Genomic DNA, 16373 nt, shown 5'->3' on the forward strand with positions numbered 1-16373 from the left:
GCGCTAACAATCTTCGCTGTCAAGGCGCTTCCACGGGACGGGCGGGGGCCGCAGGAGCGGCAGCATGCCAGTGCCCGGGCTGCTCAAGCCCGGCGGGGAGGAGGGTGGAAGCGCTGCCGTGGGCCGCGGTGATTTGCGCCTCGGTGAGGAAGAGCGCCCCGGTGAGGTCGGCGTCGTCGAGCTTTGCATCCCGCAGGTCGGCACCAAGGAGGTCCGCTGCCGTCAGGTCGGCGCCCCGGAGGTCCGCGGCGATCAGGCAGGCACCGCGAAGGTCCGCAGCGCACAGCGGCAGGCCGCGCAGGTTTGCTCCCGCGAGGTCGGCGCCCGGCGCCAGGCGGACCAGGCGCGGATCGTCGCCGAAGGGGCCGGCGCCGAAGTAGCCCGCGCGGACCTCCTCACTGACCTCACGGAGTGCGCTGCCCACCTGGAGGTGCAGGGATGCGATGTCGGCTGCGAGGACCTCCTCAAGGGCGCCCGATGCAACTGCCCTGACCTTCGCCTGCAAGCGGCGGACATCCTCCGCGGTATCCGGGCCATAGGCTTTCGCCCCAGCCTGGGCCAGGAGCCACAGCATTTCGTGCAATTGGCGCAGGACTTTAAAGGCGGCGAACATGTCCGGCGCCGATTCCGGGTCTTCCCGCCAGCTGATGCCCCTGAACAGCCGCTGGCTGACTGCCTGGCCTGCGCCGAAGCAGTCGAAAACCGTGCAGCCCGCAAACCCGCGGGGCCGGAGCCGGTCATGGATGGTGCAGGAGAAGTCCGGCGCCAGGTTGGGGCATGGCGTGGCGGGCGGTTTGTCGATGGCGAAGTCGGCCGAGCGGGTAAACCCGAAAGCCGTGCAGCACAGGGCAAAGCACTGCGAACAGTCAGGCCGGAGGGTGGCCGGGCCGGTGGGGGTGGCGGCGGAAGGAGGGTTGGTGGGTTTCATGATTGCTCCCGAGGGTGGTTCCGATAGGGGCGCGGGACGGAGGGGAACCCATGGTGGGGTTCCCCTCCGTGGCACGCGGAATCACCGTTCCTGCCGGGAATGACGGGAACTGCGGACGGCTGGACATCATAGGCAATGAAGGAGAATCACTGCGTCCAGAATATCCGCATCGGGCGGGAATGGTCAGTCGCTGTTCGTGTTTACCGTGCCCTTTCCTGAGGCTTTTCCTGTGGGCGTGGTGCGCGGCGGTGGAACGCGGCGGCTCCCGGTGGCTTCGAAGGCCGCGGCCAGCCGCAGCACGTGGGTGTCACTGTAGGCGCGGCCGGCGATGGTGAGGCCAACGGGCATCGCGATATCCGCAGCGATGCCCATCGGAACCGTGACAGTGGGGATGCCGAGGTGGCGGGGTACCAGGTTTCCATTGGCCACCCAGACGCCATTGCGCCAGGCGATGTCCGCCGAGCGTTCATTGGTATCCGCGTCGGCAGGTGCCACGTCGGCCGCCGCCGGGAACACCACGGCATCCAGTCCCAGCCGGTCCATCCATTCCTCCAGGTCCACCCGGCGGGTTTCCTCAAGTCCCGCCAGGCCTTCGGGCAGGTGCGGAATGTCGGCCAGGACGGGAACCCCGTTGTCGCGGATCCAGGAAGGATAGTCGGCGATGTCGTCGTCGAACCCGTCGTAGCGGTCCGGCAGCGCGCCCTGGGGGGCGGGGAAGATCGCGGAACCGTCGACGTCGGCAAGGCGGTTCAGCCGCGGGTCGCCGTTGGCGTCGAGGAAGTCATGCCACGCCCAGGCCGACAGGTCCACGATCTCCCGCCGCAGATACTCCGGCGACACCAGTCCGCGGGTGGCGATGGTGGGCGAACCGGGCCGGTCGCCCTCATAGTTGGACACCACGGGGAAGTCCACTTCCACCAGTTCCGCGCCCGCGGCTTCCAGAGCACGCCGCGCCGCGTTCCAGAGGTCCAGGATGGACCCGCGCGTCTCGATCCGTTGCCCCGTGGGACCGCCGATGCCAGGTGCTTCGGCCGTACCGGCGGCGGGATCGGCATTGATGTACATCCGGGGGATGCCAAGCCTTTGTCCCGCAAGCACGCCCGCGGCCGCCGAAGCGTCCCGGACCGCGAGGCCAACGTACGACGGCGGGCGGACGGCGGATGCCTTGGGCAGCGGGATCCACGGCTGGACGCGCCAGAAATCCCCGCGGGCCTCGGCGTCATCCGCCACCACCACATCCAGGACCTCCAGCAGGTCCGCCATGGTGCGGGTGTGCGGCACCACCACGTCCATGGTGGGTACCAGGGGCCAGTTGCCACGTACGGAGATGATGCCGCGCGAGGGTGTGTAGGCGCACAGGGCATTGTTCGACGCCGGTGCCCGCCCCGAGGACCAGGTTTCCTCGGCGAGGCCGAATGCCGCGAAGCTGGCGGCCGTGGCGGTACCGGAGCCGTTGGATGATCCGGAGGCGAAGGCGGCGGTGAGGTATTCCGCGTTGTAGGGGCTCTCTGCCCGGCCATATACGCCGCGCTGCATACCTCCGTTGGCCATGGGCGGCATGTTGGTGAGCCCGATCAGGACCGCCCCGCCTGCCCGCAGCCGTTCGATGGTGAAGGCATCCCGCTGTGCCACCAGGTCCTTGAAGGCCGGTGAGCCCGCGGCTACGGTAAGCCCCTTTACCTGGTAGCTGTCCTTAGCCGTGTAGGGGATACCGTCGAGGGGTCCCAGGGTGAAGCCGGCAGCGCGGCGCCGGTCTGACGCCTGTGCTTCGGCAACTGCATCCGGGTTCATCACGACGAGCGCGTTGAGGCGTATGCCGTGCGAGTCATACTTCTCGATGCGGTCAAGGTAGAGACGGACCAGTTCCTCGCTGGTGACCTGGCCGGAGTCGAGGGCGGCGCGCAGCTGTGCGATGCCGGCCTCCACGACATCGAACGTCTGCCCCACCGGCAGCGGAACCTCCGTTTCGGCGAGCTTCACAGTGTGCCTCCATCCTTGGCAGCCGGCTGCTGCTGCGTGATGCAGTGGATGCCGCCGCCGAAAGCGAAGATGTCCCTGGCATCCACCAGTTCCACGGCCCTGCCCGGATACGCGCGTTCCAGGATCCCCGCGGCGATGGTGTCGTTGGGATCGTCAAAGCTGCACAGCACCACCACGTCGTTGCCGACGTAGTGGTTGATGTAGGACCAATCCACCCAGCCATCAGCATCGCGCAACACCGTGGGTGCCGGGACGTCGATAATGCGCAGCGGCCGGCCTTTGGCATCCAGCTGGCCCGCGAGGACGGCCTTCAGCTGCAGGTAGACGGCATGGTCGGGGTGGGCGGGATCGTCCTGGCGGTGCAGCAGGATGGTGCCGGCGCCGGCGAAGGCTGCCACGATGTCCACGTGTCCCCGGGTGCCGAATTCGTCGTAATCCCGGGTCAGTCCGCGTGGAAGCCAGATGGCTTTGGTGGTGCCCAGGGCGGCGTGGACTTCTGCTTCAACCGATTCCTTGGTGGCGCCGGGATTGCGGCGGGGATCCAATTGAACCGTTTCGGTAAGCAGGACGGTCCCTTCGCCGTCCACATGGAACCCGCCGCCCTCATTCACCAAGGGGCTCGGCCAGACGGGAACTCCGGTGCCTATTGCAACAGTCCGGGCAACGTCCTGGTCCTTGGCCCACGCCGCCCACTCCTGGGCCCCCCATCCATTGAAGATCCAGTCGACGGCTGCCAGTGCGCCGTTGGGCTGGTGCACGAACGTGGGGCCGCTGTCCCGCAGCCAGGCGTCATCGAGCGGGACCTCCACGACGTCGATGCCGCTGCCGAGCCATTCCCGTGCGGCCGTGGCGTCCCTGGGGTCAGCCACCACCGTCACGGGCTCGTGCCGGGCGATGGTCTGGGCCACCGTGGTCCAGGCGGCCCGGGCCCGGTCAAGGGTGGGGCTGCCTATGGGGCCGAAGGTGTCGTTGGGTGGTGGAAACGCCATCCATGTGCGCTGGTGGGCCTCCCACTCTGCGGGCATGTGGCCTGCGGTGCCGGTGGATACATGGTCAGGGGCGGCGCTGTCCCGGACTGCGGTCGAATAAATGAATGGCATTCATTTATTATGGGGACCGTACTGGCAGCGCGCAAGAGTATTTCGTTTCAGTCCCTGCCTGTCCGGTCCACCGCCGACAGGATGGCCTGGGCCAGTTGGTCCGGTTTGGTGAACTGCGGCCAGTGCCCGGTGGGCAGGTCGATGAATTCCACGTCCCGCACCTTGGCCAGTTCCGCCACGAAGGGATGGTTTGCCGCGATCCACTCCCGGAGCATGGCCGAGGGGAACCCGCACGAGATGACGGTGGCGGGAACGTCGTAGCGGCGCCCGTCATGCAGGCGCTGCCTGCCGTACGCCACGCCGCGGGGTTCGGGAATGGCGCGGGCGCGGAATGACTGGCGCAGCCGGTCGTTGAGGTCCACCGGTTCGGCGTCGTCAAAACTCTGCCAGGGCGGCAGCGGGACATCGTCCCCGTGGGCAGGCAACTGGTCGTTGATGACGCTGCCGTCAGCCAGCGGCCCGCTGTCCACGTAGATGGCGCGTTCCACCCTGTCCGGCCGCGCATCCACTACCCCGTGAATGATTGCCCCGCCGCCGGAGTGGCCCACCAGGACCACCCTGCCCGGCAGCCCGTCCAGGACCTCCACCACCGCATTGATATGGTCCTGCAGGCTGATGCCTGCGCGGCTGGCATCCACCGAGTCCTTGCCGGGAAGCGTGAGGGGATGGGGGCGGTGCCCGGCTGCTTCCAGGGCAGGTGTTACCCCCTCCCATGACGAGGCGTCCAACCAGAAACCGGGTACCAGGATGATGTCCATGACCGAACCCTACTCCCCACCCATGACACGGAATAGGCGTTCTCCTACCGCTTGCGCTTCCGGTCCTTGTCTCCGTTCCGGCTTCCGCGTTCGGAGGCCTCGCGCTCAGCCCAGCGTTGCGACTTCCCCGCCGAAACCACCTTCTGGTGCCACTCCCGGTGGTAGGCGCGCTGGGCGGCGACATCGGAGCGGCGCGCCAGCGCCGCCAGTTCCCGCTGCATCTTCAGATACGAGTTCCAGCGGCGCGCGGCCAGGACGCCGGTGTCGATTGCTTCGCGGACAGCGCAGCCAGGCTCGCTCCCGTGTGAGCAGTCAGCGAACCGGCAGCCGGCAGCCAGTTCCTCGACGTCGCCGAACATCCCGTCCAGGCCGTCCCCGGCATCGAACAGGCCAAATCCGCGCACGCCGGGAGTGTCCATCAGCACCGTCCCGTTGGACAGCGGAACCAGCTCGCGGACGGTGGTGGTGTGCTTGCCCTTGAAGTCTCCGGACCGCACTTCGGCGGTCTGCTGGACGTCGCGGCCCACCAGGGCATTGATCAAGGTGGATTTGCCAGCACCGGACGGTCCCAGCAGCACGATGGTTCCGCCCGGCGGAATCCGTGCCATCAGTTCGTCGATACCGTCGCCGTTTTCGGCGGATGTGGTGACCACCTCCACGCCCGCCGCCTGAAGGATAACTTTTCCGACGACGTCGTCCGCCACCTCGGCCAGGTCCGCCTTGGTGATGATCACCAGGGGGGTGGCGCCGGAATCCCATGCGGCGACGAGGGTGCGTTCCAACCGGTTGTGTGTGAGGGGCCGGTCCACGGGCACCACCACGCCCACGGTGTCCACGTTCGCGGCCAGGACCTGCGCGGCGGACGAATCCTCGAAGGCACGTTTGCGGCTGAGTTCCGAGCGGCGGGGGAGGACGGCCAGGATTTGCCGGTCGCCGCCCCGGTTGGGGCCGATCCAGACCCAGTCTCCGGTGACGGCCGGCTCGCCCGAGAGCGGGTAGGGCAGGTGGAGGAGACCGTCATGGACCGCAACGAGCAGCAGGGTGCGGTCCACGCGGACCACCCGGCCCCGTTCAGTTGCCGGCGGACAGGGATGCTGATCGAAATAGCCGGCAACGGCGGGCGTGTAGCCGTATGCGGAGGGGCCGGGCAGCGGACGAGTGCCAGCAGCGCTGTCTGTTTCTGTGGTGTTGGTGGTGTCCAGGGGGTTGCCTGAAGAAGTATGCACTGTGGTTCCTTGGGCTGTCCCCGGTGCAGTGCGGCTGGACGCGCAGCGTCAGGAACCGCGAAGGCAGCCGGGAGGGATGGTGGGTGTGATGGATGCGGGGCGCCCAGGGCGCGCGGCAACTGCAGTCATCAAAACCACCTCCATTCCCTTGTGCGGTTTCCCGTCCTCCTGCCGGAAGCGGCGGGGCGGGACCGTCTCCCACTTTAGCGGCCGCCAACGCCGGAGGCTAGAGGTTGGCATCTTCCGCAGGGGATTGCCGCGTGCTACCGCCGAAGTTCCTGCGCCCGCTTCTGCCGTCCGCTGATGGACGAAGCGTAGCCGCAGTTGGTGCAGGTGATCAGGTATTTCCGGGACACCGTGAGGACAGGGATGAAGAACAGCGTGAACTTGGTGGCCTGTTCGTCCAGGGCATGGTGGACGAAGGCGCCGCAGTGCTGGCAGGTTGCCGTCCGGCCCGGCAGGGCCTGGTGGACGGTCTTGAAGCCGAAAAGGAGGAGCATGGGCGGGCCTTTCATTGCCTGGGTGGTACCTGCCACCCTAGGTGAGTTTGACGGCTGTCCTTCAGGGGTACGGACGCTTCTGTACGGTGTGCGTGGATGCCATACTGTGCTGGGCAACATCGGGCCTTCTGGGGGGACTTCTGGCACATGGTTCTGGACACGGCGACCCTGCGCATCGCTTTCGGCCTCATGGCCCTGGTCCTGGTGGTTCTCTTCTACTTTTCCGCCTACCGGCTGACGCGTTCGCCATACAGCGCCTGGTGGTGCGGTGCCCTGCTGTTCTTCCTGGCCGGATCAGGCTGCTTCCTGTTTGACGGCACAGTGCATCAGGTGTGGGCCAACCCCCTGGGAAACACCCTGCTGGTGCACGGCGGCGTTGCAGTGTGGGCCGGGGCGCGCTCCCTGCGGACCGTACGGCCTCCCAGCTGGGCCTTTACCGGCATTCCCTTGGTCACCCTGGTGGCCTCCCTGCTGGACCAACCCGCCACCAACACCTGGTCCGGCGGCACGGTGTTCCTCGCCGCCATGAGCCTGACCGTCGGATTGGCGTCCCGTGAGCTCTGGCGCCTTGAGCCCGGGTATTCGCGGGTCCGGATCCCCATGGCTGTGGCGGCAGGAGGGCTCAGTGTCTTCTACTTCTTCCGTTGGCTGGCGTTCCTGGTGGAGGGCCAGAACGGGCCTGTCTTCGTCACCGTTTTTGGGTCCGCCATCACCACCCTGGTGACCATGGTCCTGCTGGTGGTGGTGTCCTTCAGCATGGCGGCCTTGAGCACCGAACAGCAGACGCGTGCCCTGCGCGTGGTGGCCAGCCGCGACGACCTCACCGGGCTCCTGAACCGCAAGGCCTTCCTGGACCTGGCCACCGAGCAGTTGGCCGACCGCACCATCACCGGCGGCTCGGGAGCCCTGATCCTTGCCGACCTTGACCACTTCAAGACTGTCAACGACACCTATGGGCATGCCGCCGGCGACCTGGCGCTGCAGGCCTTCGCCGACGCCTGCGCTGCCACCGTGCGCTCCACAGATCTGACGGGGAGGTACGGCGGGGAAGAGTTCGTCATCCTGGTTCCCGGAGCAAGCGCCGAACGGGCCGAGACGATTGCCGAGGAGATCAGCAGGCGCATGGCCGGCGCGGACACGCCGGCCGGCATGGAGATGCCCACCGCGAGTTACGGCATTTCCACCTACGACGGCGTGACCTCCGATGTTGATCAACTTATCGCCGCAGCGGATGCCGCCCTGTACCGGGCCAAATCGCTGGGCCGGAACCGCGCCGCCCGCAGCGACGGGCTGCGGTAGCTTTACTGCCCAAAGCGGCACGGTTCCGGACAGCCGGCTACTGGGACTGGAGCGCATCCGCCTGTTCGGCCAGGACGGTGAGGGCCACGCTTTCCGGCCGCTCCACCGTGCTCCGGATGCCGACCGTCATGCCGCTGCGTGCGGCTTTGAGGACGGATTCCATGACTTCCAGGACGTGGAAGGCAAGTGCGCCACCCGCCCTGGGCTCCTTGCCTTGCGGGGTGGCGGCAAGGTCCGCGATGCCGAACCCGCGTCCGGCGTCGACGTACCCTGCGGAGGCGGGAAGGGTCTCCCAGTCCTCGGCGCCGAGGGAGAACAGTTGGACGTCGCCGTCAAAGTGGTTCGGATCCGGCACCACCAGGGAACCGCGCTCGCCATGGATCTCGATGTTGGGCGACTTCGACTTCACGGCATCGAAGCTCATGAAGAGGGTGGACAGCGCACCGGAGGCGTGGACCAGGACGCCGGTCACGTGGGAGTCGATGGTGACCGGCACTTTCTCGCCCTGGCGCGGCCCCGAGCCGATGGTGCGCTCATTCCGGGTGTGGCTGGCCGCGCCCATCACGGAGACGACCGGACCCAGCAGGGTCACCAGGGCGGTGACGTAGTAGGGGCCCATGTCCAGCAGCGGGCCGCCGCCGGGCTGGTAGTAGAAGTCCGGGTTCGGGTGCCAGCGCTCGTGGCCTGGGGTCACCATGGTTGCCGACGCCGAGATGGGGGCGCCGACCAGCCCGTCGTCGATCGCCTTGCGGGCGGTCTGGATGCCGGTGCCCAGTACGGTGTCAGGAGCGCAGCCGACGGCGACGCCGGCCTCGCGTGCCGCGTCCAGCACCTGGCGCGCCTCCTCAGTCGTGGCAGCAAGGGGCTTCTCGCCGTAGACGCTCTTTCCGGCGGCGATGGCCTTCAGTGCCACCTCGGCGTGGGCGGCGGGGATGGTCAGGTTCAGGACAAGTTCGACGTCGTCCGCGGCGAGGAGTTCCTCCACGGAGATGGCGCGGACACCTTCGTAGCCATCCGCCACGGCCTGGGCACGTGCGGGGTCCAGGTCCGCCACGGCCACCAGGTCGATCTGGCTGAGTTTGCGGAAGTTCGCCAGGTACTGCGCGATGATGGCTCCGCAGCCAATGATTCCGACTTTCAACGGCTTGCCCACAGCAGGCCCCTTTCGATGATGGTGCGGACATTGGTGTCCTGGAGGATTTCGACCCGATGGCCGGGGGTGGCGACGAAGATGCGGCCCTTGCCCCACTGGCGGGTCCAGATGGCGGGGGAGGTCACTTCACGGTTCCACGGGTCCCATTCACGGACCTTCTGGGTGGTGGTGGCCAGGACATCGATGTAGTCGTCGGAGAGGACCCAGTACTGCTCGGTGACCAGGTCGAAGTCCTGGATGCCCCGGGTGATGGGGTGTTCGGCGGCCGCGGGCAGCATGTTGACGGTATAGGGCACGTAGTTGTCCGACTGCTCGCCGATGCACTCATCCGGGTGCTTGCCAGGGTGGCAGGCGAACTGGCCGCCGATCAGGTGCAGGTAGTCGGAGGTGTTCCGGTAGGAATCGGCGATTCCACCGTGCCAGCCGGCCAGGCCGGTGCCGTTCTCCACGGCGGCCCGCAGTCCGGCGAACTCGTCCTTTTCGATGGTGGACATGGTCATGCACTGCATGATCAGGTCCACACCGGCCATGTAGGCGGCGTCGGCGTAGACCTTGGGGGATTCCTCCACCCGGACGTCATAGCCGTTGTCTTTGAGATAGGGAATGAAGAGCTCGGTGGCCTCGTAGGGCTGGTGGCCGTCCCAGCCGCCGCGGACCACCAGTGCATTCTTTCGTTCTGTCATTGAATTTCCTTTGTTTGGCTACCGGCCTTGCGGGCCGGAAAGAGCAGGGGGTCAGCGGCTGGCGAAGGCGGCGTCGAACGCCGCTGCGGGCGGGGCGATGCGGGCCAGTTCCTGGACCATGGCAAGGGCCTGCGGGGCGCCGATGAGGCGGTCCATTCCGGCATCCTCCCATTCGATGCTGGTGGGGCCGTCGTAGCCAATGGCATTCAGGGTCCGGAAGATCCGGTTCCACTGCACGTCACCGTGTCCTGCCGTGACGAAGTCCCAGCCCCGCCGGGGATCCGCCCAGGCGAGGTGCGAACCCAGGCGGCCGTTGCGGCCATCCAGCTGCCGGACGGATTCCTTTACATGCACATGGAAGATCTTGTCCGCGAAGTCCTGCAGGAACATCACGGGATCCAGGTCCTGCCAGATGAAGTGGGAGGGGTCGAAGTTCAGGCCAAAGTTCGCCCTGTGGCCAATAGCCTCAAGGGTCCGTTTCGCCGTCCAGTAGTCGTAGGCGATTTCAGACGGGTGGACCTCGAGTGCGAACCGGACACCTGCCTCGTCGAAGACGTCCAGGATGGGGTTCCACCGGTCCGCGAAGTCCTGGTAACCGGCGTCGATCATTGCCTGCGAGGCCGGCGGGAACATGGCGACGGCCTTCCAGATGGACGAACCGGTGAACCCCGTCACGGTCTTGACGCCAAGCCGTGCGGCCGCCCGCGCGGTGTCCTTCATGGCCTCCGCCGCCCGCCGGCGCACCCCTTCAGGCTCGCCATTGCCCCAGACTTCCGCGGACAGGATGCCCTGGTGGCGCTCATCGATAGGGTCATCGCAGACGGCCTGGCCCGTGAGGTGGTTGGCGATGGCGAAGACCTTGAGGTTGTTCTTCTCGAGGATGTCCAGCCGGCCCTGGAGGTAGTTGTCGTCCTCCGCAGCCCGGCGGGGGTCCAGGTGGTCGCCCCAGCAGGCGATTTCCAGCCCGTCAAAGCCCCACTCGCCGGCAAGCCGGGCCACTTCCTCGAAGGGCCGGTCGGCCCACTGGCCGGTGAACAGCGTGATTGGTCGTGTCATTGGGTGTTCCTTGGTTTCTTGAAGCTGTAGGTCGCTCAGACTTTTTGCCACTGGCTGGAATTCGCGGCGCTGGACTCCACTGCGGCGAGGACCCGCTGTACCTGCAAGGCGTCGCCGAACGACGGTTCCGGTTGGCGGCCCTCGCCAATGGCCGTGACCAGGTCCACCACCTGGTGGGTGAAACCGTGCTCGTACCCCAGGCCGTGGCCCGTGGGCCACCAATGCCCCACGTACGGGTGCTCGGGCTCGGTGACGAAAATCCGGCGGAAGCCGGCGTCCGGCGATTCGGCCGAATCGTAGAAGGACAGGACGTTCATGTCCTCGAAATCAAAGGCGAGGGAACCCTTGGTGCCGTTGACCTCCAGCCGCATGGCATTTTTCCGGCCCAGGGCGTAGCGCGTTGCCTCAAAGACGCCGATCGCGCCCGCGGAGGCGCCGCCGTCGAACTTTGCGCTGAAGATGGCCGCATCATCAACGGTGACGGTCCCGCGGGGGGTGTCACTGCTGAGGTCGCCGTGGCCCCCAAGGCCCACCAGGTCGCCTGCCAGCGGACGTTCCCGGACAAACGTTTCCAGCATTGCCGACACCCCGCTGATGTTCTGCCCCGTGACCCACTGGGCGGCGTCGATGCTGTGTGCGCCGATGTCGCCCAGGGAGCCGGAACCGGACTTGTCCTTGTCCAGCCGCCAGGTCATGGGGGCGTTGGCGTCGGAGAGCCAGTCCTGCAGGTACTGGGCCCGGACGTGCCGGATGTCGCCAATCCGTCCTTGCTCCACGAACCGCTTGGCCAGTGCCAGTGCCGGGGTGCGGCGGTAGCTGAAGCCGCACATGGAGAAGACGCCATGCTTTGCGGCGGTCTCCGCTGCCAGTGTCATCCGCTCGGCTTCCTCCACGGAGTTGGCCAGCGGCTTTTCGCACAGCACGTGCTTTCCGGCCTCGAGGGCTGCGATGGCAATCTCTGCGTGGGTGTTGCCGGGCGTGCAGATGTCGATGAGGTCGATGTCGTCGCGCTCGATCAGGCGCCGCCAGTCGGTCTCCACCGACTCCCAGCCCAGCTTGTCAGCTGCCGCGCGGACGCCGTCGGCATTCCTGCCGGCGACCGCGGTGAGCTGTGGCTGCAGCGGCAGGTCGAAGAACCGTGGCGCGGTCCGCCAGGCGTGGGAGTGGGCGGCACCCATGAAGGCGTAGCCCACCATGCCGACCCGCAGGGGTTTGGCGGTGGTCATGGACGTGTCCTTTCTACTTGCTGAAGCCGGCCGTCAGGCCTGCCAGCAGTTGGCGGCGGCCGATGACGTAAAGCACCAGGATGGGCAGCGTGCTGAGCATCACCGAGGCGAGAACGGCCGGGATATTGACGCTGAATTCACCCTGGAAGCTCCACAGGCCCAGGGGCAGGACGCGCAGGCTGGGGCTCTGGGTCAGGACCAGCGGGAGCAGGAACCCGTTCCAGACATGCAGGCCGTTGTAGATGGCAACGGTCACAATAGCCGGGCGGGTCAGGGGCAGGGCGAGCCGCCACATGGTCTGCCACTCGCTGCAGCCGTCCAGCCGCATGGACTCGAACAATTCGTTCGGGACGTCGCGGATGAAGTTGGACAGGATCAGCACTGTGAGGGGGATGGCAAAGGCAATGGACGGCAGCATCAGTGCCAGCAGGCTGTCGTACAGGTTGAGCCGGATGATCATCAGGTAGATCGGGATGATCGTCGCCTGGAGCGGGATGGCCAGCCCCATGAGGAACATGCCGTTGACCAGCTTGAGGAACCTTCCGCTGCCCCGGACGATCGCGAACGAGGCCATGAACGAGATCAGCACCGTGGGAATTACGGAACCGAGCGTGACGATGACGCTGTTCATGAAATATGTGGCGAAGTCTTTCTCAAGGACCAGTTGGTAGTTCTCCAGCGTGGGCGAGGTGGGAACGGCCAGGGGATTCTGGCCGAAGTATCCCGCCTGCGTCTTCAGGCTGGTGATCACCACGTAGTAGATCGGGAGGATGATAATGGCCAGCCAGATCCACCCACCGAGGCCGCCGGGGATGTTGAGCCGCCTCAGCCGTTGGCCGAGTCCCTGCTTGGGTGCGGCGGAACCGGCCGTGGTTCCGGTCCGGGCCTCCTGCGAATTGCTTTTCAGGACGGTACTCACCCTACAAACCTTCCAATTGGCTGCCTTGTTTGTCCTTGCCGCCAAGACGCTGGAGGAACAAGGCCAGTGCAAGGCCGATGATGACGAGAATGACGGCGATGACGCTGGCCGGGCCCATGAGGTTGGCCCGGAAGCCCCGCAGGTACATGTCCAGGGCCAGGATCCGCGTGGAGTTTCCCGGTCCGCCGCCCGTGAGGACGAAGATCAGGTCGAAGTAGGTCAGCGAACCCACCACCATCAGCGTGGAGGACGTGATGATGGTGTATTTCAGCTGGGGCAGGGTGATGTGGAAGAACTGCTTGATGGTTCCGGCACCGTCGATCTGCGCTGCCTCGTAAAGGGACTTCGGGATCTGCCGCACCCCGCCCTGGTAGATGAGGGTGTGGAACGGGACGAACTGCCAGGCGATGACGAAGATGACCAGGCCTACGGCCAGTTGGGGTACCCCCAGCCAGTCCTGTGCCAGGAAGGGCAGCCCCAGGCCGGTTGCCAGGCCGAAATTCGGGTCCAAAAGGGCCTTGAAGGCGATGGCGACGGCGGCTGAGGACAGCAAGAGGGGCAGGAAGTACAGGACGGCAAGGGCAGCCCGGTAGCGCTGGCTTCCCGCCGTGAACACCCCCAGGAGCAGGCTGATGGGAGTCTGGACCAGCCACGAAACGATCATGATCAGGAAGGTCAGGCCCAGGGCGTTGTACAGTCCCGGATCCGCCAGCACAGAGAACCAGTTGTCCAGTCCAGCTGCCCCGATGGCACCGATTCCGTCCCAGCTGCTGAAGCTGAGGATGAGCACCCCGGCCAGCGGGATGACTGCGAACACCAGGAAGAAGAACAGTGCCGGCAGGGTCAGCCACGCCAGGGCGGCCCTGCGCTGTTCGGTCTGCTTGGAATCTTTCGCCCTCGTGGCGGCCCGCGGGGCAGTGGAGACGGCGTTGCTCATTTCCCTAGGGTGCCGTTCATGTTCTCGGCGAACTGCTGCGGCGTGATCGACTTCAGGAACAGCTGGTCGATGTTGTTCAGCAGGGCCTCAGCTGCGGTGGGGCTCAGCGCCTGGTCCCAGGACTGCTGGAAGTTGGGTGCGTTCTTGGCCATGTCGTAGACGAAGTTCAGGAACTCCTTGTCCGGGGAGGTGTTCAGCTTGTCTTCGATGCCGTTGACAATCGGCACGGAGCCGGAGTTGATGTAGGCGTCGACCACGGTATCGGTCAGGATCCCGTCCTTGAAGAACTTCTTGGCGGATTCCTTTTCCTTGTCGCTGGCCTTGGAAGAGATTGACATGTACGCCGCGGGGTTTCCGACGCCGTTCTTCGGGTCGCCCTTGCCGCCGGCAACCGTGGGGAAGGGGACGAAGCCCAGCTTTCCGTCCTGCACAAAGTTCTGGCCGGCCTTCTTCATGGCGCCATAGGTCCAGGAACCGTGCAGCATCATGGCTGCCTTGCCGGAGAACAGGAGGGCCTGGTCTGCCTGCGAGTCGGCAGTGATGGAGGAGAAGCCCTTGATGAAGCCGTCAGCAGAGACCAGCTCCTGGATCTTGGTGCCGGTCTCGATCACGGCCGGGTCCATCCAGGAATTGGGCTTGCCCTCGAAGATCGCCTTGAAGACGTCCGGCCCGCCGATGCGGTCCAGGAGGTATTCAAGCCACATCATGGAGGTCCAGCGCGACTGGCCGCCCAGGGAGAACGGGGCTACGCCCATGCCGTTGAAGGTCTTGACCAAGGACATGATGTCGTCCCAGGTCTTGGGCGGCTGGACGCCTGCCTTCTGGAACAGTTCCTTGTTGTAGAACAGCACGATCGGGGCGACGTACTGGTTGGGCAGGGCGTAGATCTTGCCGTTGACGGTGGCTGCACCGAACACGGACGGGAAGAACTTCTTCTTCAGGTCCGGATTCTGGTCGAACCAGCTGGTGAGGTCCTCAACCTGGTTGGCCTCGGCGTAGGTCTTCAGGCCACCGCCGCCCCAGCCGTAGATGATCGTGGGTGCCTGGTTGGCGCCGATGGCGGTCTTGATCTTGGTCTTGTAGGCGTCGTTCTGGAAGTACGTGACCGTGATCTTGTCGGCGGAGTTTGCCGAGTTAAAGGCATCCACGGCTTTCTGCATGGTGGTCTGGTTCGGCTCGCCGGACAGGTACCACATGCTGGCGCCCCCGCCGCCGCTGGAGGCACCGGGGCCGGACGTCCCGCAGGCAGTGGTCGCGGCAACGGCAAAGGGAGTGAGGGCAGCGAGGGCGAGAAAAGACCGCCGGGAGGACTGGGGTTGCTTCATTGCTTCTCCATTGTGAATTTGCGTCGGGGTACGGGGCGTCAGCTCCGCCGTTCGTTCGAAACATTTCGAACGGTGATATAAGTCACGCTGTAAACTAAAGCCCTAATTATCGGCGGCGTCAAGGGATCGTAGAGGATCTTTTCTGTCTACTCCCTATGTCCCGGTGCTCTTGACCGGAGAAGGCCCCACTCTGCACAATGAAAACGTTTCCCCACTTTCGAAAGATTGCGAACCGATGACGAGCAAATTGCAGGAGCGGACCAAACCCACGCTCGCTACCGTGGCCAGGCAGGCAGGGGTTTCGGCGCCTACGGTGTCCAAAGTGGTGAACGGGCGTGAGGACGTGGCCCCCGAAACCAGGGCCCGGATCCTTGCCGCACTGGAGCAGGCGGGCTACCAGTCGCCTGTCCAGCGCCGGGCGGCCGCCGAAAGCGGGACCGTGGTGGAAGTAGTGATCGACGTGCTCGACTCCGCATACACCATCCAGGTCCTCAACGGCATCCTGCAGTTCGCTGCCGCCGCCGACGTCGAAATCCTGGTCAGCGTGACCGGCCAGTCCACCCCCGCCCGCCACACCCCCGAGCGCCGGGCGCAGCGGATGCTCGAAGAGGGCAGGGCCGGGATGATCGTGGTGACCTCGGCCTTCAGCGAGGCGCAACTGCACGCGTTCAGGCGCCGCCACATCCCCGTCGTCGTCATCGACCCGCTTAACCCGCCCTCCGCCGACGTCGTCAGCGTTGGGGCCACCAACTGGGCCGGCGGCAAAGCTGCCACCGAGCACCTGCTGGGACTGGGACACCGCCGCATTGCCTACATCGGCGGCATAGAGGGCGCTGAATGCAACCAGGCGCGGCTGCACGGATACATGGCAGCCCTGATGGCACAAGGGATCAAGGTGGACCCCCAGTACGTTGTTTCCGGCGGCCGGTTCCGGACGGAGAGTGGGGTCAATGGATTCAAAGAGCTGCTGAAGCTTGACCCGCGCCCCACGGCGATCTTCGCCGGAAGCGACACCATTGCCCTGGGCGTCCTCAGCGAAGCGCGGCGCCACGGAATCAGGGTTCCCGAGGACATCAGCCTCATCGGCTTCGACGGCACCAACCAGGGTGAGCAGTCCGTTCCATCGCTGAGTTCCGTGGCCCAGCCCCTGGAGGAGATGGGGCGCGCGGCCCTAAGGTCGCTGCTGCGGCAGGTGCAAGGCGAAGTCCTCGATTCCCACCGAGTGGAACTGGCAACCCAGGTAATCGTGCGGGAATCCACCGCCCCTCCCGCGGACTGAAAGA

General features: G+C 66.0%; 15 protein-coding genes. 2 read left to right on the plus strand and 13 right to left on the minus strand.

Annotated elements, in window-relative coordinates; translation table 11 throughout:
- Positions 1 to 19 precede the first annotated feature (19 nt).
- From LDO86_RS00250 to LDO86_RS00275, 6 genes are all read right to left on the minus strand, one after another.
- On the minus strand, positions 20 to 928 hold the full coding sequence (locus LDO86_RS00250; protein WP_224084176.1) for a pentapeptide repeat-containing protein: 909 nt from the start codon (positions 926 to 928) through the stop codon (positions 20 to 22).
- 183 nt (positions 929 to 1111) lie between these two features.
- Positions 1112 to 2908: an amidase gene (locus LDO86_RS00255; RefSeq protein ID WP_018770401.1), complete on the minus strand. Its 1797-nt coding sequence runs from the start codon at positions 2906 to 2908 to the stop codon at positions 1112 to 1114.
- Positions 2905 to 4008 carry an agmatine deiminase family protein gene (locus LDO86_RS00260; RefSeq protein ID WP_224084177.1) on the minus strand — a complete coding sequence of 368 codons (1104 nt, stop codon included), beginning with the start codon at positions 4006 to 4008 and terminating at the stop codon, positions 2905 to 2907. Before LDO86_RS00260 ends, LDO86_RS00255 begins: the two co-directional genes overlap by 4 nt.
- A 47-nt stretch (positions 4009 to 4055) precedes the next feature.
- On the minus strand, positions 4056 to 4766 hold the full coding sequence (locus LDO86_RS00265) for an alpha/beta hydrolase (protein WP_018770399.1): 711 nt from the start codon (positions 4764 to 4766) through the stop codon (positions 4056 to 4058).
- A gap of 44 nt (positions 4767 to 4810) precedes the next feature.
- Positions 4811 to 5968, minus strand: a complete 1158-nt coding sequence (gene rsgA, locus LDO86_RS00270; protein ID WP_223995338.1) for a ribosome small subunit-dependent GTPase A — start codon at positions 5966 to 5968, stop codon at positions 4811 to 4813.
- Between the two features lie 287 nt (positions 5969 to 6255).
- Complete coding sequence (locus tag LDO86_RS00275) at positions 6256 to 6492, minus strand: zinc-ribbon domain-containing protein (protein ID WP_018770397.1); 237 nt, start codon at positions 6490 to 6492, stop codon at positions 6256 to 6258.
- Between the two features lie 147 nt (positions 6493 to 6639).
- On the opposite strand from LDO86_RS00275, the gene LDO86_RS00280 reads away from it, so the two are divergent.
- Positions 6640 to 7791: a GGDEF domain-containing protein gene (locus LDO86_RS00280; RefSeq protein WP_224084178.1), complete on the plus strand. Its 1152-nt coding sequence runs from the start codon at positions 6640 to 6642 to the stop codon at positions 7789 to 7791.
- A gap of 37 nt (positions 7792 to 7828) precedes the next feature.
- On the opposite strand, the gene LDO86_RS00285 is transcribed toward LDO86_RS00280, so the two are convergent.
- From LDO86_RS00285 to LDO86_RS00315, 7 genes are read right to left on the minus strand one after another with little or no spacing between them, the layout of a single operon-like run.
- Positions 7829 to 8944, minus strand: a complete 1116-nt coding sequence (locus LDO86_RS00285; protein ID WP_018770395.1) for a Gfo/Idh/MocA family oxidoreductase — start codon at positions 8942 to 8944, stop codon at positions 7829 to 7831.
- The gene (locus LDO86_RS00290; RefSeq protein ID WP_018770394.1) at positions 8929 to 9627 is read right to left on the minus strand and encodes a ThuA domain-containing protein; all 699 of its coding nucleotides are present in this window, start codon (positions 9625 to 9627) and stop codon (positions 8929 to 8931) included. The genes LDO86_RS00285 and LDO86_RS00290 overlap by 16 nt, the downstream gene beginning before the upstream one ends.
- A gap of 51 nt (positions 9628 to 9678) precedes the next feature.
- Positions 9679 to 10683 carry a sugar phosphate isomerase/epimerase gene (locus LDO86_RS00295; protein ID WP_018770393.1) on the minus strand — a complete coding sequence of 335 codons (1005 nt, stop codon included), beginning with the start codon at positions 10681 to 10683 and terminating at the stop codon, positions 9679 to 9681.
- 35 nt (positions 10684 to 10718) lie between these two features.
- A complete protein-coding gene (locus LDO86_RS00300; protein WP_018770392.1) occupies positions 10719 to 11909 on the minus strand; it encodes a Gfo/Idh/MocA family oxidoreductase in 1191 nt (396 codons plus the stop codon).
- 13 nt (positions 11910 to 11922) lie between these two features.
- Positions 11923 to 12828, minus strand: coding sequence for a carbohydrate ABC transporter permease (locus LDO86_RS00305; protein ID WP_018770391.1), 906 nt, complete (start codon positions 12826 to 12828; stop codon positions 11923 to 11925).
- A 1-nt stretch (position 12829) separates the two neighbouring features.
- Positions 12830 to 13765 carry a sugar ABC transporter permease gene (locus LDO86_RS00310; protein WP_018770390.1) on the minus strand — a complete coding sequence of 312 codons (936 nt, stop codon included), beginning with the start codon at positions 13763 to 13765 and terminating at the stop codon, positions 12830 to 12832.
- The gene (locus LDO86_RS00315; RefSeq protein WP_018770389.1) at positions 13762 to 15090 is read right to left on the minus strand and encodes an extracellular solute-binding protein; all 1329 of its coding nucleotides are present in this window, start codon (positions 15088 to 15090) and stop codon (positions 13762 to 13764) included. The genes LDO86_RS00310 and LDO86_RS00315 overlap by 4 nt, the downstream gene beginning before the upstream one ends.
- Positions 15091 to 15325: 235 nt before the next feature.
- Between LDO86_RS00315 and LDO86_RS00320 the strand changes: the two genes are divergently transcribed.
- Complete coding sequence (locus LDO86_RS00320) at positions 15326 to 16369, plus strand: LacI family DNA-binding transcriptional regulator (RefSeq protein WP_018770388.1); 1044 nt, start codon at positions 15326 to 15328, stop codon at positions 16367 to 16369.
- Positions 16370 to 16373: the final 4 nt, after the last annotated feature.

The organism is Arthrobacter sp. StoSoilB19 (assembly GCF_019977275.1).
Classification (GTDB): Bacteria; Actinomycetota; Actinomycetes; order Actinomycetales; family Micrococcaceae; genus Arthrobacter.

What these genes read in the sequence shown, in the direction of transcription:
- LDO86_RS00250 (WP_224084176.1), bottom strand. Translation starts at nt 928, where the DNA reads ATGAAACCCACCAACCCTCCTTCCGCCGCCACCCCCACCGGCCCGGCC.
- LDO86_RS00260 (WP_224084177.1), bottom strand. Translation starts at nt 4,008, where the DNA reads ATGCCATTCATTTATTCGACCGCAGTCCGGGACAGCGCCGCCCCTGAC.
- LDO86_RS00265 (WP_018770399.1), bottom strand. Translation starts at nt 4,766, where the DNA reads ATGGACATCATCCTGGTACCCGGTTTCTGGTTGGACGCCTCGTCATGG.
- LDO86_RS00275 (WP_018770397.1), bottom strand. Translation starts at nt 6,492, where the DNA reads ATGCTCCTCCTTTTCGGCTTCAAGACCGTCCACCAGGCCCTGCCGGGC.
- LDO86_RS00280 (WP_224084178.1), top strand. Translation starts at nt 6,640, where the DNA reads ATGGTTCTGGACACGGCGACCCTGCGCATCGCTTTCGGCCTCATGGCC.
- LDO86_RS00290 (WP_018770394.1), bottom strand. Translation starts at nt 9,627, where the DNA reads ATGACAGAACGAAAGAATGCACTGGTGGTCCGCGGCGGCTGGGACGGC.
- LDO86_RS00295 (WP_018770393.1), bottom strand. Translation starts at nt 10,683, where the DNA reads ATGACACGACCAATCACGCTGTTCACCGGCCAGTGGGCCGACCGGCCC.
- LDO86_RS00300 (WP_018770392.1), bottom strand. Translation starts at nt 11,909, where the DNA reads ATGACCACCGCCAAACCCCTGCGGGTCGGCATGGTGGGCTACGCCTTC.
- LDO86_RS00310 (WP_018770390.1), bottom strand. Translation starts at nt 13,765, where the DNA reads ATGAGCAACGCCGTCTCCACTGCCCCGCGGGCCGCCACGAGGGCGAAA.
- LDO86_RS00315 (WP_018770389.1), bottom strand. Translation starts at nt 15,090, where the DNA reads ATGAAGCAACCCCAGTCCTCCCGGCGGTCTTTTCTCGCCCTCGCTGCC.
- LDO86_RS00320 (WP_018770388.1), top strand. Translation starts at nt 15,326, where the DNA reads ATGACGAGCAAATTGCAGGAGCGGACCAAACCCACGCTCGCTACCGTG.